This is a genomic window from Geobacillus sp. B4113_201601, assembly GCF_001587475.1.
Lineage (GTDB): Bacteria > Bacillota > Bacilli > Bacillales > Anoxybacillaceae > Geobacillus > Geobacillus icigianus.
The window spans coordinates 1-22,333 of the sequence record NZ_LQYX01000099.1; the positions used below are offsets into that span (position 1 = coordinate 1).

Annotated in this window: 23 protein-coding genes, 1 pseudogene and 1 riboswitch; all 24 genes and pseudogenes read right to left on the reverse strand. The window is 57.4% G+C overall.

Annotated elements, in window-relative coordinates; genetic code table 11:
• Positions 1-288: 288 nt before the first annotated feature.
• Positions 289-1,401: a GerMN domain-containing protein gene (locus tag B4113_RS13950; protein WP_061912587.1), complete on the reverse strand. Its 1,113-nt coding sequence runs from the start codon at positions 1,399-1,401 to the stop codon at positions 289-291.
• Positions 1,379-1,924 carry an RNA polymerase sigma factor SigX gene (gene sigX, locus B4113_RS13955; RefSeq protein ID WP_061912602.1) on the reverse strand — a complete coding sequence of 182 codons (546 nt, stop codon included), beginning with the start codon at positions 1,922-1,924 and terminating at the stop codon, positions 1,379-1,381. Before sigX ends, B4113_RS13950 begins: the two co-directional genes overlap by 23 nt.
• A 193-nt stretch (positions 1,925-2,117) precedes the next feature.
• Positions 2,118-2,834: a hypothetical protein gene (locus B4113_RS13960; RefSeq protein WP_061912588.1), complete on the reverse strand. Its 717-nt coding sequence runs from the start codon at positions 2,832-2,834 to the stop codon at positions 2,118-2,120.
• A complete protein-coding gene (locus tag B4113_RS13965; protein WP_061912589.1) occupies positions 2,827-3,315 on the reverse strand; it encodes an ECF transporter S component in 489 nt (162 codons plus the stop codon). The genes B4113_RS13960 and B4113_RS13965 overlap by 8 nt, the downstream gene beginning before the upstream one ends.
• Positions 3,312-3,890, reverse strand: coding sequence for a cob(I)yrinic acid a,c-diamide adenosyltransferase (locus tag B4113_RS13970; RefSeq protein ID WP_033844084.1), 579 nt, complete (start codon positions 3,888-3,890; stop codon positions 3,312-3,314). The genes B4113_RS13965 and B4113_RS13970 overlap by 4 nt, the downstream gene beginning before the upstream one ends.
• An 18-nt stretch (positions 3,891-3,908) precedes the next feature.
• Positions 3,909-4,325, reverse strand: a complete 417-nt coding sequence (locus B4113_RS13975; RefSeq protein ID WP_033844085.1) for a bifunctional adenosylcobinamide kinase/adenosylcobinamide-phosphate guanylyltransferase — start codon at positions 4,323-4,325, stop codon at positions 3,909-3,911.
• On the reverse strand, positions 4,259-4,909 hold the full coding sequence (locus tag B4113_RS13980; RefSeq protein ID WP_033021124.1) for a histidine phosphatase family protein: 651 nt from the start codon (positions 4,907-4,909) through the stop codon (positions 4,259-4,261). The genes B4113_RS13975 and B4113_RS13980 overlap by 67 nt, the downstream gene beginning before the upstream one ends.
• Positions 4,867-5,655 carry an adenosylcobinamide-GDP ribazoletransferase gene (locus B4113_RS13985; protein ID WP_061912590.1) on the reverse strand — a complete coding sequence of 263 codons (789 nt, stop codon included), beginning with the start codon at positions 5,653-5,655 and terminating at the stop codon, positions 4,867-4,869. The genes B4113_RS13980 and B4113_RS13985 overlap by 43 nt, the downstream gene beginning before the upstream one ends.
• On the reverse strand, positions 5,652-6,209 hold the full coding sequence (locus B4113_RS13990; protein WP_061912591.1) for a bifunctional adenosylcobinamide kinase/adenosylcobinamide-phosphate guanylyltransferase: 558 nt from the start codon (positions 6,207-6,209) through the stop codon (positions 5,652-5,654). The genes B4113_RS13985 and B4113_RS13990 overlap by 4 nt, the downstream gene beginning before the upstream one ends.
• Positions 6,206-7,276, reverse strand: a complete 1,071-nt coding sequence (gene cobD, locus B4113_RS13995; RefSeq protein WP_061912592.1) for a threonine-phosphate decarboxylase CobD — start codon at positions 7,274-7,276, stop codon at positions 6,206-6,208. Before cobD ends, B4113_RS13990 begins: the two co-directional genes overlap by 4 nt.
• Positions 7,233-8,204 carry an adenosylcobinamide-phosphate synthase CbiB gene (gene cbiB, locus B4113_RS14000; RefSeq protein ID WP_061912593.1) on the reverse strand — a complete coding sequence of 324 codons (972 nt, stop codon included), beginning with the start codon at positions 8,202-8,204 and terminating at the stop codon, positions 7,233-7,235. The genes cobD and cbiB overlap by 44 nt, the downstream gene beginning before the upstream one ends.
• Positions 8,201-9,673, reverse strand: a complete 1,473-nt coding sequence (locus tag B4113_RS14005) for an adenosylcobinamide amidohydrolase (RefSeq protein WP_061912594.1) — start codon at positions 9,671-9,673, stop codon at positions 8,201-8,203. The genes cbiB and B4113_RS14005 overlap by 4 nt, the downstream gene beginning before the upstream one ends.
• Positions 9,670-10,725: an iron ABC transporter permease gene (locus B4113_RS14010; protein WP_061912595.1), complete on the reverse strand. Its 1,056-nt coding sequence runs from the start codon at positions 10,723-10,725 to the stop codon at positions 9,670-9,672. The genes B4113_RS14005 and B4113_RS14010 overlap by 4 nt, the downstream gene beginning before the upstream one ends.
• Positions 10,691-11,650: an ABC transporter substrate-binding protein gene (locus B4113_RS14015; RefSeq protein ID WP_061912596.1), complete on the reverse strand. Its 960-nt coding sequence runs from the start codon at positions 11,648-11,650 to the stop codon at positions 10,691-10,693. Before B4113_RS14015 ends, B4113_RS14010 begins: the two co-directional genes overlap by 35 nt.
• Before the next feature lie 141 nt (positions 11,651-11,791).
• Positions 11,792-11,991, reverse strand: a riboswitch (cobalamin riboswitch).
• Positions 11,992-12,252: 261 nt separating this feature from the next.
• A complete protein-coding gene (locus B4113_RS14020) occupies positions 12,253-12,867 on the reverse strand; it encodes a PH domain-containing protein (protein ID WP_033844950.1) in 615 nt (204 codons plus the stop codon).
• A 169-nt stretch (positions 12,868-13,036) separates the two neighbouring features.
• Positions 13,037-13,219, reverse strand: a pseudogene (locus B4113_RS14025) (glucose PTS transporter subunit EIIB); the annotation flags it as partial.
• Between the two features lie 12 nt (positions 13,220-13,231).
• Positions 13,232-13,963: a GntR family transcriptional regulator gene (locus B4113_RS14030; RefSeq protein WP_033844090.1), complete on the reverse strand. Its 732-nt coding sequence runs from the start codon at positions 13,961-13,963 to the stop codon at positions 13,232-13,234.
• On the reverse strand, positions 13,960-14,721 hold the full coding sequence (nagB, locus tag B4113_RS14035; protein WP_033844091.1) for a glucosamine-6-phosphate deaminase: 762 nt from the start codon (positions 14,719-14,721) through the stop codon (positions 13,960-13,962). Before nagB ends, B4113_RS14030 begins: the two co-directional genes overlap by 4 nt.
• The gene (gene nagA, locus B4113_RS14040) at positions 14,693-15,913 is read right to left on the reverse strand and encodes an N-acetylglucosamine-6-phosphate deacetylase (protein WP_033844092.1); all 1,221 of its coding nucleotides are present in this window, start codon (positions 15,911-15,913) and stop codon (positions 14,693-14,695) included. Before nagA ends, nagB begins: the two co-directional genes overlap by 29 nt.
• Before the next feature lie 243 nt (positions 15,914-16,156).
• The gene (locus B4113_RS14045) at positions 16,157-17,950 is read right to left on the reverse strand and encodes an ATP-binding protein (protein ID WP_033844093.1); all 1,794 of its coding nucleotides are present in this window, start codon (positions 17,948-17,950) and stop codon (positions 16,157-16,159) included.
• A complete protein-coding gene (locus B4113_RS14050) occupies positions 17,950-18,675 on the reverse strand; it encodes a response regulator transcription factor (RefSeq protein WP_033021090.1) in 726 nt (241 codons plus the stop codon). Before B4113_RS14050 ends, B4113_RS14045 begins: the two co-directional genes overlap by 1 nt.
• 94 nt (positions 18,676-18,769) lie before the next feature.
• Positions 18,770-19,957: a c-type cytochrome biogenesis protein CcsB gene (ccsB, locus tag B4113_RS14055; RefSeq protein WP_033844094.1), complete on the reverse strand. Its 1,188-nt coding sequence runs from the start codon at positions 19,955-19,957 to the stop codon at positions 18,770-18,772.
• Complete coding sequence (locus B4113_RS14060; protein ID WP_033844095.1) at positions 19,944-21,602, reverse strand: cytochrome c biogenesis protein ResB; 1,659 nt, start codon at positions 21,600-21,602, stop codon at positions 19,944-19,946. The genes ccsB and B4113_RS14060 overlap by 14 nt, the downstream gene beginning before the upstream one ends.
• Before the next feature lie 13 nt (positions 21,603-21,615).
• Positions 21,616-22,140, reverse strand: a complete 525-nt coding sequence (resA, locus tag B4113_RS14065) for a thiol-disulfide oxidoreductase ResA (protein WP_033844096.1) — start codon at positions 22,138-22,140, stop codon at positions 21,616-21,618.
• Positions 22,141-22,333: the final 193 nt, after the last annotated feature.

The window sequence follows — 22,333 nt, forward strand, 5'->3', positions numbered from 1 at the left end:
ACACCCCTGCATCATACCAAGAGGGCTTTTTTTGATCAAGTCCCCGGAAAAGCTCCTAACGGGAATGCTCCTTTTTCATCCCCTGCTCCGCATGCTGGCGCGGACCGAAGCTCCCCGCAACGGCTAAGCCGCCTCCTGCGCTCAAAAAGAGGCTTGGCAAATCGAGAAGAGAGCCGCGCGGTGACGACCTCTTCCTCTCACACCATATAAGTCTTATGTCAAAACGATCGGCGCTAGAACAGAACCGCGCCGCCATTTACAAAACGATAACAAAACAGCGCCACCCCGCTACCGCCCTGCTGCCGCCACTACTTCCGGGTTCGGCCCCGGCGGCACGGCGATTCGCTCTCCAAGCCGATACGAACCAAGGGAGGAACGACCAGCGGCGGCCAGCGTCACGTCATGTATTCCAAACTCTTTCGCCGTCAGCAACATCGCTTCCACCATGCGCGCTGCGTCTTGGGTGTCAAGCGAAACGGACACGCGGAGGCGGATCGTCGCGTGGCGTTCATCCACCTTCACTCCGGTGATCTCTACCCCTTGCGGAACAGCCGGTTCCAGCCCGCTTCCCCCCGGCTTGGTCATCCGCTGCAGCGCCTCAAGAAGCGTCGAGGCGTCGCTCGGGGCTGGAATGAGCACGACGGCTGGAAACGAAGACGTACGGCTAATATAATACATTCGTTTTTGCCCACCGATTTTTGACAGGTGCAACCGCCCCACCGCCGGCAAATTCAATCCTTCTTTCCCAGCGGTGAAAAAGTGGAGGCGCCGTCCGCCCATTTGCCGCACCGTCTCCGTCACCGCCGCCAAAAAAAGTTGCTGTTCTTTGCCGCTGGCTGCAAACACACGATGCCCGGCCGGAACGTCCACCGCCCATGTGCGCCCGTCCTCCGCTTCCGGCACCACGGTAACGCCATCGAACCAGCGGGCCGCATCGCGAAGCCGAGTGCGGCTCAATTCATCGATGGCAGCCGCCACCCGCTCCGCCGGGGCAAGCCGGTCATCGAGCGGCACCGCGACCGGCACCACAAAACCGCCGCGCCGGTCGGGCAAGGCGATCACCGCCACGGTTTCGTTTTGTTCCGCCGCCTTTGAAGCCGCATCCGCCGTCATCATCATTTCCGCCGGCGCCGAAGCGCTATTGGTCGGCGTCATTTCCGCCGGCGATGCGGCCTTCTGTTTCTCCTCCTGCTCCGGCGCGACCCACCGATGGCTGCCGAGCGCAACGGCGATCAGCACCGTCGCTACCGCCGCTGCCGCGCGCCACCGACGTTTCCAGCGCGCCTGCTGAGCGCGCCGCCATTGCTGATAAACGTCTTCTTTGGAACGGCGGTCTTTCACGGTCGGCATCTGCTTTAACCCATGTTCAATGCACTGCTCACTCCACTGAAACTTTTTCACATGCCCCACCTTCCCGCTCCGCCTCTTCCTCCATATAGTGCTTCAGCGCCTTCAAGGCGCGGTGCTGTGTTGTTTTCACCTTGCTTTCCGTCCAGCCGAGCGCTTCCGCCGTTTCGGCGATCGACAACGACTGGATGAAACGAAGCACCAGCACGAGCTGCTGATCGAGCGTACAACGGGCCAAACAACGGTACAGCTGCTGAATTTCCTCGTTTTGAATGGCGAGTTCCTCAGGCTGCGGACCATCCGCGCTGATTTGTTCCTCGCTCCAATCCGCTGCCCCCACCCACTGACGGCGGCGTTTTTGCTTGCGGAAAAAATCGATCGCCACATGGCGCGCAATGGACAGCAGCCACGTTTTTTCGCTGCATTGCCCTTCAAACCGCTTATATGAGCGAAGCACTTTGACGTAGACTTCTTGGACTAAATCTTCGGCCTGCTCTCGATTCCGCACCATGTAAAACAAAAAATTAAACAAGTCATCGTGATATTTTTCATACAACTGCTCAAAGACGGGGTCCATCGTTTCTCTCCCCCTATCTTCCCCATGGACCACGGCCATTCGTCTGCTTTTGACCATCGGGCGGCCCCCGTACGAAAGCGGCGGCATCGCCTTGTTTCGCTTGACAGCCGAACCAAAAAAAATCCCATTATCTTCATGATAACGGGTGACGATGAAAAAGAAAACCACTTTTTGCACAGAAATGGGGGCATGGCTACCGTTCGGCAAACAACGGGAAAAAGAGCCGTCCAGCTTGCTGCTTCAGCTTCGGTTCGCCAACTGGGTCATAGCTGATCAGCACGGCGGTGGCCGGTCCCCCGGATGAAAAAAGCGACAGCGGACACGAACAACTGCGGAAGCGGAGGCGATTGGCGGCCAACAGCCCTGTCCATTCGTAAAAAATGCCTTTCGATCCGATCGGCACGAGCTCATACACATGGGGCGAAACAAGCAGCTCGGCGAAAAGGGAAAGCGGCAGCACCCATTCGGGTTGGGCCAACACCGCAGCCCCGACGAGCGGGCGGCCGATCACGGCAAACCGCGCCGTCTCTGGCGTCATCCCGATCCGCTTTCGCTGGCTGCCCACCGTCCCGAGCGCCGTCACGCCAAGCGCCGACTGCACGGTTGGAAAGTTGGATTCCGTACTGCCGGTGATCGGGAGGGAAAGAGCGAGCTCTCGGCCTGCTCGCTCAACACCGCGGCAAAGCGCCTCCCAACGGTCGTCGGCGATGAAATTTTGCAGCACGACCGCCCTCGCTTCGGCCCCGACGCTCAACAGCTCCAGCAAAGCGACGCGGGCGGCGAAATAGGCGACGACATCAGCCGGAGCAGACACGACATCGCCCGGCTTGTCTCCGACCGCCGCTGAACCATCGGCGGCAACGGCCAACTCCACGCCGTCCGCCAGCGGTAAAAACAGCACATCACGCATGCGGTACTTTCCCCCTTGCTTTTCCCGCGACACGCTCGACAGACGGGATGACCGCCATCGCGATCAAGACATTGATGAGCGCCGCTATCGACAGTGGCGGAATGACCGCTAACACGAACGACCAACCGAACGAAGCGGCCAGCGGCAGCGGGGCGAAACAAGCGTTGCCAATGATAAAGATCGCGGCGCTTCCTATTTTCCAGCCCCGCTGATAGAGCAAGGCAAACAGGGCGCCAAGCGCGGCCATTTCCAAAGCAATCAGCCAATGAAACGGTCCGATCGGCCAACCGCCGAGCCACGCGGAAATCAAATGCCCGATTCCCGCCACCGCCGCCCCGGCACGCGGACCGAGGATGGCTGCGGCGACAAGAGCCGGAGCGCTGTCTAAGGCGATGCTGCCGACAAACGTTGGCAGCTTGATGAACGACCCAACGGCGGACAACGCCAAACAAACGGCCAGCCATGCCAAGCGACGGCTCATGGCGTCTCCTCCTTGTCGCGAAACACGATGGCGCTTCGTTCGTACTCGACATCGTTCACCCCTAGCCGCGCATTCACAACCCGCGCGGCAGCGAACAAATAGTCGGATAGGCGGTTCATATATTTGAGAACCACATCGTTGATCGGCTCGGCTTTTTGCAAAGAAACGATGCAGCGCTCCGCTCTTCTCGTCACGGTGCGCGCCATATGAAGCGCCGCTGCCCCCTTCGACCCGCCCGGTAAAATGAATTTTTGCAACGGCGGCGCTTCTTGGACATACGCGTCGATGCGCGCCTCCAAACGAGCGACCATCTCATCGTTCACTTTATACGGCAGCTTGCCGTTGACAATGGCTAAGTCGCCGCCGCAGTCAAACAGCTCATGCTGGATCGTTTGCAGCTCGGCGCAAAGGTCGCGAAACCGTTCATCGTCCACAAGCAAAGCCAACGCCCAACCGATCACCGAATTGGCCTCATCGATCGTCCCGTACGCCTCGACGCGCAAATGGTCTTTGTCGACGCGCCCGCCGACTAGACTCGTTTTTCCTTGATCTCCTGTCCGTGTATACAGCCTCATTCGCCCTCTCCCCTTTCCTTATTTCAATCGTTCAACCAGCCCGCACCAAAGTCGGTCAACGCGGCTGCACATAGCGGCCAGCCGTTGGTAACAGAGGCCGACCGCATCACGCCAACGCCGCTCTTCCCTATCGACAGGGACGATGCCTTGCGTCACATCGGTGCCGATCCAAACGACGGCGCGGCCGGGTGCCGCCGCCTCCCAGCGCCGCCAGTCGCCAAAGCGCTTCTCCCATTCGTCCACATCCGGAACGCGACGAATGGCGGCTTCGAGCCCGTCAAGGACGACTGTTTTCGCCCCGTGGACATCATCGGGCGCTTGGTATGGTGCTTGATAGCCGTCCTGCCATACGATGTGGCTGCCATCGCCTACTCCGTACCGTTCCCGCACCCATTTTCGCTTTCCTTGAAACGCACCGCCGACAACGAAATGCATCGTTTCCCCTCCTTCCAACGCTCAAGCGTTGATTCCAACGTATAGCCCCCGGCAAACGGCACCTCCCATTCCCAAAACGGACGAAGATCCGGCGCATACCGCTCCAGCAAAAGGCGGATCGGGCCGCCGTGAGTGACAACAACGACATGGCAAGCCCCTGATCGTTCGGCCAAGGCAAGCGTCTTTGCGAGCGCCTGCATGATGCGCCTCTGAAACTCGGCATACGATTCACCGCCGGGCGGGGCCGCTGCTTCGGGAGACTCCAGCCAGCGCCGATACGCACGGTCGTCTTTCAAGTCCGCAAACGTCCGCCCTTCCCAAGCCCCGAAGGACAGCTCACGCCATTCCGCGGCGCACCAATCCGCCTCCCGTCCCGGAAACAAGCAAGCGGCCGTCTCGCGGCAGCGGCGAAGATCGCTGCCCACTAACAGATCGAGCGGAGCGAACCGTTCTGTGCGCAGCCGGCGAAGCCGCTCGCGCTCCTCGGCCGCCAGCGGAACATCAAGCCAACCGATGTAAGCGCGGCGCCGGTTTTCCTCCGTCATGCCATGCCGGATGAGTGTAAGAGCCAAATGACGCCCCACAGCACCGTTTCCCCCCCTTCAATGAACGCGCCAAGCACATCGCCGGTAATGCCGCCAAACTGGGTTTCCGCCCAACGCCGAGCCGCCGCCACCAACAATCCGGTCGCCGCCAACAACGCCAAGCCGGTTGGGAGCGGGACAGCGCCGATCGCCGCCAATAACGCGAGCACGAACAAAGCAGCCATCAGCGCGCCCACCGCATCGCGCCATGAACTGTATTCGCGGAGCGAAGCCGCCATTCCTGTCGGCTTTGCCAGCTTTGCGACGACAAGAAGCGAGGCGGCGCCAGCCCGCGATAAACAAGGAACCGCCACCAACAGCGCCCATGGGACACCGGTTTGCAGCGATTCGTACAAAAACAGCCAACGGAACGACAGCACGGTGAAAAGCACGAGCACCGCAAATGCGCCGACGCGCGAATCGGACATAATTTCTTGCCGCCGCTTCACATCGCGGTAGGAAAAAAACGCATCGCCGACATCCATCAGCCCATCGGCGTGCAGCCCTCCGGCCAGCCAAACGCCGAGCCAAAGAAGGAGAAACGACCAAAAAAGCGGCGAACCGAAGGAAAGCGACAGATAAAGCGCATACAGCGCAGCCGAACATGCGCCGATCAGCCCCCCGACCAACGGCATGCACCGCACGAGCCAACGGACGTGCCACTCATTCCATTCGACGGCGCGCCGGATCGGAAAGACGGTCAGCAGCTGGAGCGCCAGCCACCAACCGCTCCACGCCCTCTTCATTGCGGCCACCGTCCTTTTTTCACGCGCAGAAGGCCGCATTCGACTACAGCGGCCGCCCCGGCAGCGGCAACCAACTGCTGATGAAGCCACCCAAGCGTTTTCATGTAGCGAAACGTGCCCTCATCATCCGGCACCCCGCCGGAAAACAGCTCATTGGATACGACCACCACCGCCCGGCACCGTCCGGCCCACGCCCGCACCTCATCAAGCAGGCGACGGGCGGCTTCGTCAGCCGTTTTCATCATTTTCCAATCATCTCCTACAAACAGTTCTGCCGCCCACCAAGTCGTCAAACAATCTAGCAGGACAACATCGTCCGCCCGCAAAGAAGCGGCCAGCCCCCGCGATGAAAACGGGACTTCCCACACGACCCACCGCGCCGCGGTGGCCGCCCGCCGCTCTTGATGACGGCGGATGCGCCCAGCCATTTCTTCATCGTCGGCCGGCGCAGCGGCGATATAATGAATCCTTCCGACAGAAGCGAGCCGGATGGCGCATGCTTCCGCAATCTCGCTCTTCCCGCTCCGCACCGCGCCGCTCACAAAAACGATCAACCGTCCCACCCCGCCAACGCTTCAAGCAGCTGATCGTTTTCCACCTGCGTTTTGACAGCGAAGCGCAAGTAGCGCCCATCCAAGCCGGGAAAATTCATCGTATGGCGCGGAACGATCCCGCGCTCCAACAGATGCCAAAACAGCTCCATTGTCCGGCCGGACAGCGGCCGCAGCAAATAAAAGTTGACGGCCGACGGCAACACACGATACCGATTCAGCGGCAGCGAGCGAAACACCCGCTCCCGCTCGGCGGCGATCCGCTCTTTCGTCCAAACGGCAAACGACTCCATCTCCATAAAGCGAAGCCCGAGCTGCTGGGCGACGCGGCTTACGCTCCATGGCGGCTGCCGTTTCCGCAGCGAGGCAATGACCGCTTCATCGGCTGCCACATAGCCAAGGCGCGCCCCGGCCAAGTGGTAGATTTTCGTCAGCGAGCGAAGCACGATCAAGCGGGGGTAGCAGTCTAGCCAACGCACCGCTGTAAATCCGCCGCACCAAAACGGGTAAAACGCCTCATCCACGATGATGTACGTTCCAGCCCGATGGGCGGCGGCAATGAGGGCGTGAAGATCCCCCTTTGAGAGCACCGTTCCCGTCGGGTTGTTCGGATGGCAAAGAAACACCGCTTCACGCTCAGCCACCCACGCAGCCGCTTCGTCAAGATCAGGCAAAAATCCGCGGCTTTCCTCCGCCATCAATGACGTCACTTCGCAACCGTAAGCAAGAGAGGCGCGCCGATATTCAGAAAACGCCGGCTCCAAGACGCCGACGCGGCGGCCGGCAAACATGGCTGCCAACAAATACACCGCCTCCACCGCCCCGTTGGTGACAAGCACTTGCTCAGGGCGAATGCGCTCTCGCTCAGCCACTTTCTCTTTGAGCGCTTTGGCTTCCGGATCGGGATATTCGCTCGCCCAACGCGCCCAGTCTTCTCCGGTCGGCCAGGCGGACGGGGGCAACGCGTACGGGTTCGTATTGACGCTGAAATCGATATACTGATCGGGGGGCTTCAGTCCGCATTGCTCATAAAGCGCGCGCGGATTCGCCCCATGCGCTGGCCATGGCAACGATCATCCCTCCTATCCATAATAAAAACGCGAACACGAGCACGGTCCCGATCATGATCGCGACCGCCCGGCGAATGTGAGCGGGACAAAGCGGCACCACCGCATCGCCGAGCGTCGGCCGGACGGAAACAAGGCCGCCGTATGTATTCGTTCCACCAAGCTGCACGCCAAGCAGACCGGCCATCGCCGCTTCCAGCCACCCGCTGTTCGGGCTCGGATGGCGGCGGGCGTCGCGAAACAAAATCGCCAGCGCCGCACGGAGGCGGCGCCCGCCGAAAACAAGCACCATCACGAGCGCCGTCAGCCGCGCCGGAACATAGTTCAACACATCATCGAACCGGGCAGCCGCCCAGCCAAATTCGCGATACTTCTCGTTTTTGTAACCGATCATAGAATCGCACGTGTTTACTGCCCGATACAACAAAGCGAGCGGAGCGCCGCCAATGGCGGCGTAAAAGAGCGGGGCCGTGATGCCGTCGCTCGTATTTTCCGCCACCGTCTCGATGCAGGCGCGAGTGATGCCGGCTTCATCGAGCCGCTCGGTGTCGCGGCCGACGATCATCGACAGCGCCTGGCGCGCCTTGGAAAGATCGCCCGCTTCAAGCGGCCGACGCACCTCTTCCGCCGCAACAGCCAAGCTTTTCGTGGCAATGGCGGTGAAAATGAGCACCGACTCGACCGCCACCCCTACGTACAGAGACACCGCATACCCTGCCGCCACCGCGAGCGCCGACAGCCCGTAAACAACAGCCAGCACGACGACCAAAGCCGCGGTCCCTTTCGCTTTTCTCTTTGTTCCGTTATTCCAGCGGCGATCGAGCGAAGCGATCAGTTTTCCCATGCCTCGCACCGGATGCGGAAGCCAGCGCGGGTCGCCCACCAGCGCATCCAAAAACAAGGCTAACGCCAATGCCGTCATATGAGTCATCGCTTTCCCCTCCGCCGCTCGCAGCGATCGAGCGCCTCGATGGTCGCTTCATACACAAGCCGGCCAAGCGTGCGGCCAAGCTCGGTCGCCGTTCCAGCGTAGGAAAACGACCGCCCTGTTTGCGTCGCCGCCACCGCCAGCGAGTCGGTCGATGTGCCGGTAGCCAGCGTTCGCGTTTCCGGATCGCAAACCGACCGCTCGGCAAGCGCCTTCACCTTCGCCTCCGTCGCCGTCATCACCGCTTGCACGAACGCCGCTTCCGTTAGCGTCCCATCGACGACAATGACCATATTGATCGTCCCTGGCTTCGCGGCGGCCGGCTGATGCCGCCACGCTCGGGCCGCGTCGACCGCATTGCCGACCCCGGCGGTGACTAACACCGCGGCCGAACACCCTTTCCTTTCCTCTTGAAGCCAAACGGCGTCATGGACATCGACAGCAGTCATCATGCCGATCGTCCGCTCCGGGGAAAAGCCGTGCCGTTTCAAATAGCGGCGCATCTCCTCTTCCGCGTCGCCGCAGTCGTAATCCAGGCCGACTTGGCGGTTGACGAAATGGGTCGCCCATTGAAATCCGGCGCCAACCAAAGCGGACGACAAGACGCGCAGCGGCCTTGGTGAAGCAAGAACGACCGCATCGGCCAAAAAAACCGGGCGCAGCCCACCGAGCGGCGTTTTCTCCTCGCGATGTTGCGGCACAAACGAAAACATCAGCTTGGCCGCCGCTGGATGCGCTTGGCGCACGACCGGAGCGGCAAACACGTCATTCAGCAGCGCTGGCGTCATGACGTCCGCCGGCGCGCCGAGCGCGGCTGTTTTCCCGTCCTTTAAAACGAGCACCCGATCGCAATACAGGCTGGCGACGTTCATCTCATGAAAGACCGCGACCACCGTCAAACCGCGGGCACGAGCCGCTGCAGTAAGCCGGTCCAAAAGCCGGACTTGCCCGCTTACATCCATATGGTTGGTCGGCTCATCCAACAAGAGCAGCTGCGGCTCTTGAGCGAGCGCCCGCGCCAAATAAGCCCGCTGCCGCTCGCCGCCGCTTAACCGCTCCAGCGGCGCATCCATTTTGTGGGCGAGGCCGACAACGGCGAGCGCCTCTTGAACGGCGGCTTCATCTTCCGCCGTCCACGCTGGAAGCAAGCCGCGCTGATGGGCGTAGCGGCCGAGCGCCACCGTTTCTTTCACCGTATAGCCGTGCGCCGTTTCCAACGTTTGCGGCAGGACGGCGGCCAAGCGCGCCCACTGTTTTGTCGACAGTTCGGAAAGCGGCCAACCGCTGATGGCAATCTCGCCGCTTGCCAGCGGCAGCTCTTTGCTGATGAGCTTGAGCAATGTCGTCTTGCCGCTGCCGTTCGGCCCAATGATGCCAAACAGCTCCCCTTTCTCCACGGAAAACGTCACCCGGTCAAGCACTTGAGTCGTCCCGTATCGGTGCGACACCTCTCGCACTTGCAGCATCGTCATCCCAACTTTCGCTTCGTTTTTCGGAAAAACAAAACGGCAAACAGCGGAGCGCCGACGAGCGAAGTGATGACGCCAATCGGCAGCTCGCGCGGCTCGATGATCGTCCGCGCCGCCAGATCGGCGAACACAAGAAACGCCCCCCCGTACAAGAGCGATAGCGGCAAAAGCACCCGGTAGTCCGGCCCGCATAAAAGCCGCACGATGTGGGGAACGACAAGCCCGACAAAGCCGATCGTCCCCGACACCGACACCGCCGCTCCGGTGAGCAAGGCGGCCGCCGTCAAAATAACGATTTTCCGGCGCGCAACGTCAACGCCGACATGAAGCGCCACCGCCTCGCCGAACGCGAACGCGTTCAACTCGCGGCCGTTGGCGATCAACACCACGGCACCGATGAGGAAAAACGGAAACAGCAATCCACTGTATTTCCATCCGCGCATCGCCACGCTCCCCATCAGCCAAGAGATGATTTGCCGCAATTCGTCGCCGGTCAAAGCGATCATGAGCGAAATGAAGGCGCTAAAAAAGGCCCCGAAAATAATGCCGGCTAAAATGATCGTCTCCACCGACATTCGCCGATCGACGGCGCGAGTAAACGCCAAGACGGCCGCAAGCGTCGCCATGCCGCATACGATACTGACGATCGGCAATGTAAACGTGCCGAACAACGGCCATTGCCAGCCAAGGAAGATCACGAGCACCGCGCCGACCGACGCGCCGGATGAAACGCCGAGCGTGTACGGGTCGGCGAGCGCGTTTTTCAAAAGCCCCTGAAACGCCGCCCCAGCCAGCGCCAACGAAGCGCCAACCAAAAAGGCGAGCACGACGCGCGGCAGGCGGATCGCCATCACAATCGGCACCCAGTCGGAAGGAACGTCCGACGAGAGCGGCATTCCGAGCCATTGTGACGCGAGAATCTCGATAATAGAAGAAAAGGGAATCGACAGCGACCCTGTCGATACCCCTGCGAGCAGCGAAAATACAGCCGCCGTAACGGCCATGATATACATCGGTAGTTTACTGAAACACTTCCGGGTAAATGGCTTTGGCAAGTTCCTCGACCCCTTCGGCGAGGCGCGGGCCCGGCCGGCTGACCAAATCGGTGTTGACATCATACACCCGCTTGTTTTTCACCGCCGGCACATCTTTCCAGGCCGCGCGCTCGAGCACTTGTTTCGCCCCGCCGTATGTCGTGATGATCACATCCGGCTTATAGGCCACCGCTTTTTCCTCGGTCACCATCGGCCAGCCTTCCAAATCGCCGGCGACGTTTTTCGCTGAAATCACTTGCAGCATCTCGTCCATAAACGTTCCTTTGCCGGCCGTATACAGCTGCGGCGGCGGCGACACTTCCACCCACACATTCGCCCGCTTGTTCGCCGGAATTTGTTTCGCTTTTTCTTCGATTTGCGAAAGCTTTTCTTTCATCCCTTCAATCACTTGCTTCGCTTTGTCCACCGTTCCCGTCGCTTTGCCGATGAGCTCGATCGAGGCGTACACGTCCGCAAACGATTTCGCATCATTGACGACAAGCACAGTGATGCCGGCGTCTTTCAATTGCTGCAAGCCATCGCGCGAGTTATGGGCGCTTGACGCATGAGCCAAGACAAGATCCGGCTTCAACGAAAGAATTTTCTCAACGTTAAACTCCATGCCGCCGATTTTCGTTTTCGTCTTGACGTCTTCAGGGTAATTGTCAAAATCGCTGACGCCGACGATTTTTTCACCGAGCCCCAACGCGTAGGCGATTTCCGTATTGCTCGGGATGAGCGAAACGATCGTTTTCGGCTCCGCTTTGATGGTGACCTCTTCCCCCAACCCGTCTTTCACCGTCACCGGAAACGCCGATTGCTCCGTCTTCGGCTCCTCTTTTTTTGTCGGCTGGGCGCTGCTGCCCGCTCCGCTGCCACAACCGGCAAGCATAGCGGCCAAAAGGAGGAGAGCAGCGAGCGCCGCAGACCATTTCCAACGCTTCATCCGTACGTCCCCCCTTCAATGATGTATGGACAATAAAAAAACGCCCATTCCGTCCGGTCGGGGAATGAGCGGGAAACAGACCACCAATGGGCACAACTATGCCCTATGCGACTGTTTCCGCGTCTCACCCCCCGAAGATTCGGAAACTGCGGCAAGCAAGGCAGGTCTACTGGCTCATGCGTCATCCTACTCTGAAGCCTTCCCGTACGGAAAACAGCGCAAGCCATCCGTCCGTACAGTGGCGATTTCATTTCGTCCGCATTGACAGTTGCGGGGACAGCTCCGGATTCCCACCGGATTCCCTATTAAGCCTTTTCGGCACCTTGCTGCGAATCGACGAAATAATTCGGATATGGACAATTTTATATTAAAGCAACATCGCTCATTTGACAACCATCAATTTGCGACCGAGCGACAACAAACAAGCGCTGCTCCTTGCGGTGTCTCAGCGTTCGTGTCCGCATGAGATCGCAAAACTTCCCCACGTTGCCTACTTCCACTCTCGCCCCCTTCACCGTTTGGCAACGCCGCGCTCCTTTGAAAAACAGGGAAAGACGCCTCCCTCTAGCCCGGCGTCTTTCCCGAATGCAAGTTTCATCTCCTCACTGCTCGATGTATTTTTCAAATACAAAGCCGAAATCTTTCACCGTATAGTTCTTTTTCGCTTCTGTCAGCCATCGAAACGCGTATTCATTCACGGCCTGAAAATCCGTCGACACATTGGCGCCGTCGCCGCGCATGTTGGCAAACACCTTGGCCGCCAGCTCGAGGCTCCGCTCGGCATAGTCGAGCTTCATTTCATTTTCGCGGCAAATATCGGCGATCGCAAGCAGCGATTTATACAAATCTTTCAGTTCCTCGATATGCTTTTTATGCACATCAATCGAGTAGGCGTGCGTCCCGATTTTGAATTTGATTTCCGCGTCCAAATCGACCGTTCCGGCCGTCTCGAGCGACACGTCGGAAATCGGATGCTTGTAGTAATCGTAGCGGCGCAGCGTCCGTTTTTTGCTTGTTGCGCTCGTGCCGTCCAGATGAATGAGCGCACGGTTGGTGAAGCAATACTCATCGGATTTCGATTTAATAAGGAAGTAGATTTTTTCTCCATCCTCGTGCATCACGTAATCATCGGCATCGACTTTGTCGTAGTCTTTCGGTTGAATGACCGAACCGATGTCGCTCAATCCAAGCACATCGGCCGCGACTTTTCCAAACATGCTCATTTCTCACCCCGACCCCTTCCATTTTTCATTGGCTCGCGCCGCTCCGCAACGGGCAGCAACGCACGTTGTTTTGGCAGAGCACCGCATCCTCTATAGTCATACGTGGAGGGCAAAAAAAAGTTTCATGTTTGCCAACCATTGAACGGCCCAACCATCTCGCTTTTTACCGTTTTCTCATCGCATTGGCTAAAAATTCGACATCCGTGCCAACAATCACTTGCAAGTCCGTTTGGTTGAGGCGAAGCACACCTTTCGCTCCCAAACGTTTCAATTCTGCTTCGTTGACTTTTGACATGTCTTTCACTTTTAGGCGCAAGCGTGTGACACAATTGTCAATTCGCTGTAAAAAGCCTAACATTCATACTCCTCCCCTTTCCATTTCAATCATAAATTTGTATCGGTCGCCGCGGTACACCGATTTAACGATTTCCATCGGCCGGCCGTCATCAAGGCAGGTGCGGCGCTCAAGCAGCAGCACCGGCGCCCCTTCTTTCACTTGCAAATGCTCGGCCTCCAGCTTGCGGGCGACGGACGCTTCCAATGTTTGAACAGCAGAACCGATGATCAATCCTGTTTCCTTTTCGATAAATTCATAGACAGAACCGCTTACAACATCACGCGTCAGCCCGGGAACAAGATGGACGGGAATGTAGAGCGTCTCCAGCGCCATCGGCAAGCCATCGGCCAACCGGAGGCGGCGGACTTCATAAAGGTCATCGCCTTTTGTGACGCCAAGTCCTTCAGCAAGCTTCTCGGAAGCGGGAACGGTCTCAAAGCGGAGGACGATCGTGCCGGGCTCCATGCCGCGCGCCCGCATATCTTCGGAAAAGCTCGTCAGCCCTTTCAGCGGCTGCTCGATTTTTTTGGCGGCGACAAACGTTCCTTTCCCGCGCCGGCGGACGAGATAGCCATCGTTCACTAAATTGTTGACCGCCTGGCGAACGGTCATCCGGCTGATGTCATACGTTTCTGCCCACTCCCGCTCCGACGGGATTATCTCGCCCGGCCGCCATTCCCCTTTTTCGATTTTCTCTTTTATATATTGCTCGAGCTGATAGTAAATCGGAATCGGCGACTGTTTATCGATCATGGCGCATCCCCTTTCCGCTTTTCCTTTGGGATGAGCGAGAGCGCCTCGCAGTCGGCGATGATCGTCACGTCCGGATGAAGGTGAAGCGCCGAAGCCGGCAAATCCGGTGTGACAACGCCTTCGAGAAGCCGGGCAATGGCTTCCGCTTTTTCCTCCCCTGACGCCAACAGCACGATGCGGCGGCTCCGCAAAATGGTCGCAATTCCCATCGTTATGGCATAGCGCGGCACATCATCCAACGACGGGAAAAAGCGGGCGTTCGCTTCACGCGTCAACGGGGCGAGCTTGACGACATGAGTCGGCGATGAAAACGGCGTTCCCGGCTCGTTAAAGCCGATATGGCCGTTGCGGCCGATGCCTAAGAGCTGCAAATCGATGCCGCCCAATTCATCGATGAGCCGCTCGTAGCGGCGGCATTCTTCGTCAAGATCAGCAGCCAAGCCATCCGGCACATGCGTCTCGTGAAGCGGGATGTCCAAGTGGGTAAACAAATGGTGATTCATATAATAGCGATAGCTGTTCGGATGATCCGGACCGAGCCCGACATACTCATCCAAATTGACCGTGCGCACGTGCCGATACGATGTCCCATGTTGCCGATGATCGGCGGCCAATTCGCGGTACACACCGAGCACGGTCGAGCCGGTCGCCAAGCCGAGCACGGCATTCGGCTTTTCCTTGACTTCTTTGATGATGATGTCCGCTGCCCGGCGGCTCATCTCGGTATAGTCAGCGGTTTCCAAAAGCTTCAACGCCATCGCTCTCCCCCCTTTCATCCCGCTGGCGATAAGCAAGAGCGCCGCGGCAAAACGTCATCATGACCTCATATCGTTCATTCAACACGACGACATCGGCGTCTTTGCCGGATCGCAAGCTGCCCTTTCGATCAAGGAGGCCAAGCTGTTTTGCCGGATTCCAGCTCGCCATGCGGATCACCTCTTCAATCGTGCAGCCGGTGTAATCGAGCACACGGCGGATGGCCTCGGCAAGCTTGAGTACACTTCCCGCCAGCGTACCGTCGGCAAGCCGCGCCTCTTGACCGCGGACGGTCACCTCTTGGCCGCCAAGTTCATACCGCCCATCACCTAGACATTTGGCCCGCATGGCATCGGTGATTAAGATGAGCCCCTCGCTTCCTTTATTCCGATAAGCCAAGCGGACCATCGGTGGCGCGACATGCAGCCCATCGGCGATCAGTTCGCACATCACTTCTTCAAACATCAGCACAGCACCGGCAACCCCCGGTTCGCGGTGATGGATGCCGCGCATCCCGTTAAACAAATGGGTGGCGTGCGTCACTCCTGCTTGAATCGCCGCTTTCACTTCGTCGTAAACGGCATCGGAATGGCCGATCGAAGCGATGACCCCCGTTTGCTTTAAATAAGCGGCCAACTCAAGCCCCCCCTCGCGCTCCGGGGCAAGGGTGACAAGGCGGATGTGGCCGCCGGCCGCCTCTTGCCAGCGCTGAAACAGCGAGACATTGGGGTCGACGAGGTGGCGCGGGTGCTGCGCGCCGGTGCGCTTCGGCGACAAAAACGGCCCTTCCAGATGAACACCGAGCACTTCGGCGGCTCCCGGCCGGTTCGCCTCCGCCATATAGCGAGCGACGTTGCGAAGCGCGGCTTCGATTTGTTCGCTTGGCGCCGTCATCGTCGTCGCCAAAAAACTCGTCGTCCCTTCCGCCGGCAGCGCCTTAGCCATCGCGTGAAGCGCCTTTAGGGTCGCATCCATGACATCCGCCCCGGCCGCCCCATGAATATGGACGTCGATGAATCCCGGCACGATGGAAAACTGCGAGGAAAGCTCGATCACTTCCGCCCCTGCATCAGTTGGGCATGACGACATCGGCCCGATCGCGGCCACTTTTTCCCCTTCGATCAGCACATACCCTTGTTCAATGGTTCCTGTTTCTGCATACACCGCGGCATTTTTCAATATCCACCGCTTCATCGCACTTCCCCACTTTCTGTCTCTTATTATAACATTATATATTCTAGTTGTCTATACCACTAAAATGAATCCACCGTTCGCTGTAGCGCGAACGAAGGCAAGGAGTGTCCCAAACGGACTGGGACACCCTCTTTCATCGCTATATAAGATATAAGCGCCATCCGCTTCCTTGACACACTATTATGTTGTGTCTTTCTTGAGGGGAGACCGCCTTTTCGGTTAGCCCCTTTCGTTCCAACGGCCCTACGTCCGTTTCGACCCGTGATTCGGCAAATAAAAAGAAAACGTCGTTCCTTCGTTCAGCTTGCTGTGGACGGTAATGAGCCCCTTATGCGCTTCGACGATATTTTTGGCGATGGCCAAACCGAGTCCGGTGCCCGCGCGTCCGCGCGTCCGCGCTTTGTCCGCTTTGTAAAAGCGCTCAAACACAAACGGCAAGTCTTCCTCCGGAATGCCAGAACCGGAGTCTTGAACGTGAATCGTCACGCCATCGCCGCTCGGTTCGACGATGAGGCGAACGGTGCCGCCTGATTCCGTGTGGCGGATCGCGTTGTCGATCAAGTTCGTCAGCACCTGTTCGATCCGATCCGGATCGAGAGAGATTTCGATGTCCCGATCACGAAACTCGGCTGTCAGCTCAATCTGCTTTTCTTTCGCCAGCCCGTAAAACTTGCGGATCACCCGCTCGATGTAAGGAACAAGCTTGACTTGTTCGTACTCCAGCTCGATATGGCCCGCTTCCATGCGCGCCAAGTCAAGCAACTCGTTAACAAGGCGGCCCATGCGCAGCGACTCGTCGTAAATAACTTTCGCCATCTCTTTCTTCTCTTCTTCGCTCGCCGCGATATCATCGATGATCGCCTCACTGTAGCCTTGGAGCATAGCGATCGGCGTGCGCAATTCGTGCGAAACGTTGGCGATAAAGTCTTTGCGTAGCTTGTCAAGCCGCCGCTCTTCGGTCATGTCACGCAAAACGGCGACCGCGCCGCGCACCATCGTTTTGCCGTACAGCGGCGTCATTAAAATCACCCACGTCCGCCCTTGCAGCGTCACTTCTGTCGATTGCTCCTTCTCCTCGCGGACGACGCGGGCAAACAGCTCTTTTACTTGCGGCGGCAGCGGCGCCATCGCTTCCCCACCGTTTCCTTGCTCGAAATACCACGCCTGCAAAAACCGCTCGGCCGGCGGATTCGTAATCAACATTTCCCCGTCGCGGTTAAACGTAATGACGCCATCGGCCATGCTGCTTAAAATGCTGGCGAGCTGTTCTTTTTCTTGATTGAGCGCGTTAATGTTAAACTGCAGCCGCCGCCCCATTTGGTTGAACGCCATCGCCAGCCCGCCGATTTCGTCATTCGTTAAAATCGGCACTTTCATATCGAAGTGGCCGCGCGCCATTTCGAACGCGGCTTGCCGCATTTTCCGGAGCGGAGCGGTGATGCGCGTCGACAAGAAAAAGGCAAAAAACGTCGTCATGATAATGGCGATAAAGGCGGCAAGGAAAATGAGTTCCTTTGTCTGCTTTGTCGCATCGGCAATCGCTTCGAGCGATTGATAAATAAACACGGCCCCGCGGCTGCCGTCCGGCATCGTCATCGGCACGCCAACCATAATCACATCACGGGGCAGCTTTTCTTTTGGCTGCCACTTTGGCATATACAAACGCTTTTTCACCGTTTTCCCGTCTGTCAGCACCCGCCGCAAGTCCCGATCGCGGCGGATGAACGACAGCGGCACATCATCGGAGTCTGCCCCGCCGGGCGAATACCAATAATGCGCCTCATCGGCGACGATGATCGCTTTCGTGCGATTGTCGACCAGCGTCCAAGCGATCGAGCGGGCGAGCTCTTCATCGCGGTGATCGTGCATCACCTCGGCCACTTTTGTCGCCAGGCGGGTGAGGTCGTTTTCCGCTTCCTGCACATAATAGTCTTCCAAAAATTTAATGAGCAAAATGCTTAAAATAAACAGCACGCACGAGACGAGCAGCAAAATCGTGAACCACAGTTTGCCGACGACACTGCGGAACAGCCACATCAGTCGCTCACTGCCTCAAACTTGTAGCCGACACCCCAGACGGTGACGATCATTTTTCCCGCTTGCGGCGACGCTTTGTTCAGCTTTTCACGCAGCCGTTTAATATGGGTGTCGACCGTGCGCAAGTCACCGAAAAACTCGTAATGCCAGACTTCTTTCAGCAGCTGCTCGCGATCAAACACTTTATCGGGCGAACGAGCCAAAAAAAGGAGCAGCTCGTATTCTTTCGGCGTCAAGCTCACCTCTTTCCCATCGACCGTCACCCGGTGGGCATCGTTGTCAATCGTCAAGTGGGGAAACACGAGCACGTCTTTCGCCGTCGTTTCCACCGGCGCGTAGGCGGCGTTCGCGGCGCGGCGCAACAACGCTTTCACCCGCAACACGACTTCGCGCGGGCTGAACGGTTTCACGATGTAATCATCGGTGCCGACTTCAAACCCTTGCACGCGGTTCGCTTCTTCGCCTTTTGCCGTCAGCATAATAATCGGCGTCGTTTTTTGCTCGCGAATTTCTTTGCACACTTCAATGCCGTCTTTGCCCGGCAGCATCAGATCGAGCAAAATGACGTCATAGTCGTTCGCCAGCGCCTTTTCCAGCGCTTCGTTGCCGTCGCCCGCTTCGTCAATCACGTAATTTTCCCGCTCCAAATACATTTTCAAGAGCCTCCGGATGCGCTCTTCATCGTCAACCACTAAAATACGGATGGTTTTTTCTTGTTTTTCCAATGCTTTGCACCCCCATCATCAATGGAAACATCCCTATTTTCTAGTTTACCGAAAAACCGGATGCTCGCCAACAGAGCATCCGGTTGTTGTTCCATTATGTTCCGGCGTACGAATGCAGCCCGGCGATGACGAGGTTGACCGCCACCAAATTAAACATAATAATGGCAAAGCCGATGACGGCGAGCCATGCCGACTTTTCGCCGTGCCAGCCTTTTGACAAACGAAGATGCAAAAAGGCAGCGTAAAACAGCCAGGTGATGAGCGCCCACACTTCTTTCGGATCCCAGCCCCAAAAGCGGGTCCAAGCGATTTGCGCCCAAATCATGGCGAAAATGAGCGCTCCGAGCGTAAAGACCGGAAACCCGATCGCCACCGCCCGATAGCTGATCTCATCCGCCAAATCGAGGTTGACGTTTTTTACCCACGGTTGGAGCGCCGCGGCGATGCGTTTGCGCAAAAGAAGCCGAAGCGCGATGTACAACACCGTCCCCGCCATCAATGACCAAAGAACCGTATTCAGCTTTTTGGCGTTGATAATGGCCGGCATTTCCAAAAACGGCTCCATGCGGTCGGCGCTGTCTTTGGTGAGCTTGCCTTCATGCGGGCCGACAAGCGCCGGCAGCTCGTAAATCATCTCATCCCGCTGTTTGTTTTTATCCACCCATGTAAACTTCGCTTCATAGCCGGAAAGACCAAACGCGGTCGAAACGACGACAAAGCCGAGCGTGGTAATTAAGCAAAACATGACCACTTCGAGCCAAAACGTGCGCTTTGACGGTTTTGACTGATCGACGACGCGAATCAAATAAATGAGCCCGGCGACAAAGCTGATGGCCAAAATCGCCTCCCCGGCCGCCGCCGTCGTAACGTGAATGTGCAGCCAGTCGCTTTGCAAAGCGGGAATGAGCGGCGAAATTTCGCGCGGAAACATGCTCGCATAGGCGATGATGAGCAAAGCGACAGGAAGGGCAAACAGCCCGAGCACGCTCAGCCGGTAAATAAAATAAATAATAATGAACGCAGCGACCAGCATCATGCCAAAAAAGGTCGTAAACTCGAACAAGTTGCTGACCGGCGCGTGCCCGGCGGCGATCCAGCGCGTGATGAAATAGCCAAGCTGAGCAAGAAAACCTATGATCGTCACCGCGATGCCAAGCTGCGACCAACGGTCTTTCCCTTCCCGCTCTTTCCGTCTGTCGCGAATCGAACCGCCGAAGAAAAAGGTGCCGATTAAATACAAAATAAACGCCGTATAGAGCAATGTGCTGCTAAGCTGTACCATGCGCTTGTCCCCCTTGTCGGGCTTTCTTTCCTTCCTCGAGCCGATCGGCCGGCATTGTCAAGCCGGTGCCGTCAAGCAGGCGGCGCAGCTCGTTTTTTAAGCCAAACCAGTTTTTGTTCGTATGCGCGGCGATCCATAGTTCGCCGTTGACCCGCTGCACCCAAACGCGGCGGTGGTTCCAGTACATGCCTTGGATCAGCCCGATCATGAAAATCGCCCCACCTATCCCTAAAATCCACAGCGTGAAATCGCGGCGGACGGTCAAACCGGAAACGTTGCGCGTCTCCAGCCCCGCAAACGCCATTTTGTACTTGTTGTCGCCAAACGGCTCGATCGTCTGTTGGATGGCGACAAAGCTCGTCTCCCCTTTTGGACGATCCGGAGCATACATTTTGAACACGAACGCCGGGTTGTTCGGCACGCGCGATTTTGTCGACGGGTTGCCATCTTCGTCAAACTCAAAGTCAGGGAAATAGCTTAATAGCTTCACGCGATATCCTCGCCCTAGATCATATTCTTCTTTCGGGTTGTACAAATCGATGTGAACCGTGCCGAACGACGCGCCCGATCGTTTATCGGTGAGCTGAAACGACATCGCCTTCGGTTCGCCAAGGCGGAAGTCGACCTGATAAAGCGCATAACCGTCGAATTTCAACGGCTCGTTGACGCGAATCGCGTATTCTTTGACTTTTTTCAGCTTCGGTTCAGCGCCAGCGATCACCGGACCGACGCGCTTATACAGCACGACGTTCGTTTGGTAGTTTTTCGCGATCATTCCGTTGCCGACGCGGTCAATAGCGGCGTTGAACGCTTCGTTCTCTTTCCCTTTTTGATACGTTTCAAAAATAAATTGTTCGCTTTTTAAAAAATAGCGGCCGTTTGTCCCCGGAATTTCCTTCGTTTCACCTTCCGGAATCCACATGGCGCGGTCGATGTACATCCCCGGAACAGAACGGAGCATCGCCCCGATCAAGAAGATGATGAGGCCGATATGGTTGACGTACGGACCCCAACGTGAAAACCGCCCTTTTTCGGCGAGCAAATGGCCGTCTTCTTCGCGGACGTGGTAGCGCTGTTTCGCAAGCCGCTCTGTCAACGTCGCGATCGCGTCGTCAGGATCGTTCACCCGCGAAACGCCAAACAGCCGCTGGCGCTCGAGAAAGTGCGGATGGCGCTTCACTCCTTGCCGCTTCAAGGCGCGATACAGCGGCACGACGCGGTCGAGACTGCAGATGACGAGCGAGACACCGATCAAGGCGATAAGCAAAATGTACCACCATGAACCGTATAAATTGTTGAATCCAAGCTCGTAATACAGCTTCCCCGCCAAGCCGTACTGCTTTTCATAGTATTCGGCCGGATCGGCGTTTGGCGGAATGTACATTTGCTGCGGAAAAATCGTCCCGATCGCCGACGCGATGAGCGTGATGACAATGAGCGCGACGCCGACTTTGACCGATGAAAAAAACGCCCAAATTTGATCGATGATCGTCCGTTTGTACGTTTGCGACCGGCGCGCGCTCCCTTCGTAGCGCATGTCTAAAAGCGGCTTTTCGCCCACATCTTGAAGCGGCTTGCCGCACGATTCACAAAACGCCGTGCCGTGCGGATTCACGTGGCCGCATTCGCATTTCACCTGTTCCATGACGCAAAACTCCTTACGGTTTGATGCTTTCCAGATGCCGTCTAATGTCTTCTTTCGTCATCGTTCCGGTAATGATTTGCTTCACTTTGCCGTTTTTGTCAATTAAAAACGTCGTCGGCAACGGCCCGACATTGTACACGTTCAACACTTGGTCTTCTTGGTCGATGACGATCGGAAACGTCAACCCGAAGCGCTCGGCAAACTTTTTGACGCTCAGCTTCGGTTCGCCGACGTTGACCGCCAATATTTCCACTCCCTGCTGCTTGTACACCGGATACCATTCGTTCATATACGGCATTTCCCGCTTACACGGCTTGCACCACGTCCCCCAAAAGTTCAAAAACACGCCTTTGCCGCGGTAATCGGAGAGGCGGTGCTTCTGTCCGTTCAAATCGGTCAACACAAAATCCGGCGCTGTCGAACCGACAGCCACCGCCGTTTTTTCGGTGAAAAAGTTGGCGTAAATCGTGTAGCCAACCGCGGCAAGCAACACGAGCAAAATCGCCGTCCTCACCACTAAGCGCTGCTGCTTTTTCATCGTTCAAACCCCTTTAATTTCTCATCCCCCGCGGCACCGGCCGCAAGGATTCGACATGGAAGTTCACAATCTCCCATTTTTCATTATAGCAAAACTCGTCTCGTTTCTATGCGCGGAGATATGAACGTTATGTGACAACGTTTGTCATTTTCCTTAGCGACAGTTAGGTCCATGCGGTATCGGAACTAACTGT

Coding starts and splice junctions, on each gene's coding strand:
- sigX (WP_061912602.1), bottom strand. CDS start 1,924: ATGGACCCCGTCTTTGAGCAGTTGTATGAAAAATATCACGATGACTTG.
- B4113_RS13960 (WP_061912588.1), bottom strand. CDS start 2,834: ATGCGTGATGTGCTGTTTTTACCGCTGGCGGACGGCGTGGAGTTGGCC.
- B4113_RS13965 (WP_061912589.1), bottom strand. CDS start 3,315: ATGAGCCGTCGCTTGGCATGGCTGGCCGTTTGTTTGGCGTTGTCCGCC.
- B4113_RS13970 (WP_033844084.1), bottom strand. CDS start 3,890: ATGAGGCTGTATACACGGACAGGAGATCAAGGAAAAACGAGTCTAGTC.
- B4113_RS13975 (WP_033844085.1), bottom strand. CDS start 4,325: ATGCATTTCGTTGTCGGCGGTGCGTTTCAAGGAAAGCGAAAATGGGTG.
- B4113_RS13985 (WP_061912590.1), bottom strand. CDS start 5,655: ATGAAGAGGGCGTGGAGCGGTTGGTGGCTGGCGCTCCAGCTGCTGACC.
- cbiB (WP_061912593.1), bottom strand. CDS start 8,204: ATGACTCATATGACGGCATTGGCGTTAGCCTTGTTTTTGGATGCGCTG.
- B4113_RS14005 (WP_061912594.1), bottom strand. CDS start 9,673: ATGACGATGCTGCAAGTGCGAGAGGTGTCGCACCGATACGGGACGACT.
- B4113_RS14015 (WP_061912596.1), bottom strand. CDS start 11,650: ATGAAGCGTTGGAAATGGTCTGCGGCGCTCGCTGCTCTCCTCCTTTTG.
- B4113_RS14020 (WP_033844950.1), bottom strand. CDS start 12,867: ATGTTTGGAAAAGTCGCGGCCGATGTGCTTGGATTGAGCGACATCGGT.
- B4113_RS14030 (WP_033844090.1), bottom strand. CDS start 13,963: ATGATCGATAAACAGTCGCCGATTCCGATTTACTATCAGCTCGAGCAA.
- nagB (WP_033844091.1), bottom strand. CDS start 14,721: ATGGCGTTGAAGCTTTTGGAAACCGCTGACTATACCGAGATGAGCCGC.
- nagA (WP_033844092.1), bottom strand. CDS start 15,913: ATGAAGCGGTGGATATTGAAAAATGCCGCGGTGTATGCAGAAACAGGA.
- B4113_RS14045 (WP_033844093.1), bottom strand. CDS start 17,950: ATGTGGCTGTTCCGCAGTGTCGTCGGCAAACTGTGGTTCACGATTTTG.
- ccsB (WP_033844094.1), bottom strand. CDS start 19,957: ATGGTACAGCTTAGCAGCACATTGCTCTATACGGCGTTTATTTTGTAT.
- B4113_RS14060 (WP_033844095.1), bottom strand. CDS start 21,602: ATGGAACAGGTGAAATGCGAATGCGGCCACGTGAATCCGCACGGCACG.
- resA (WP_033844096.1), bottom strand. CDS start 22,140: ATGAAAAAGCAGCAGCGCTTAGTGGTGAGGACGGCGATTTTGCTCGTG.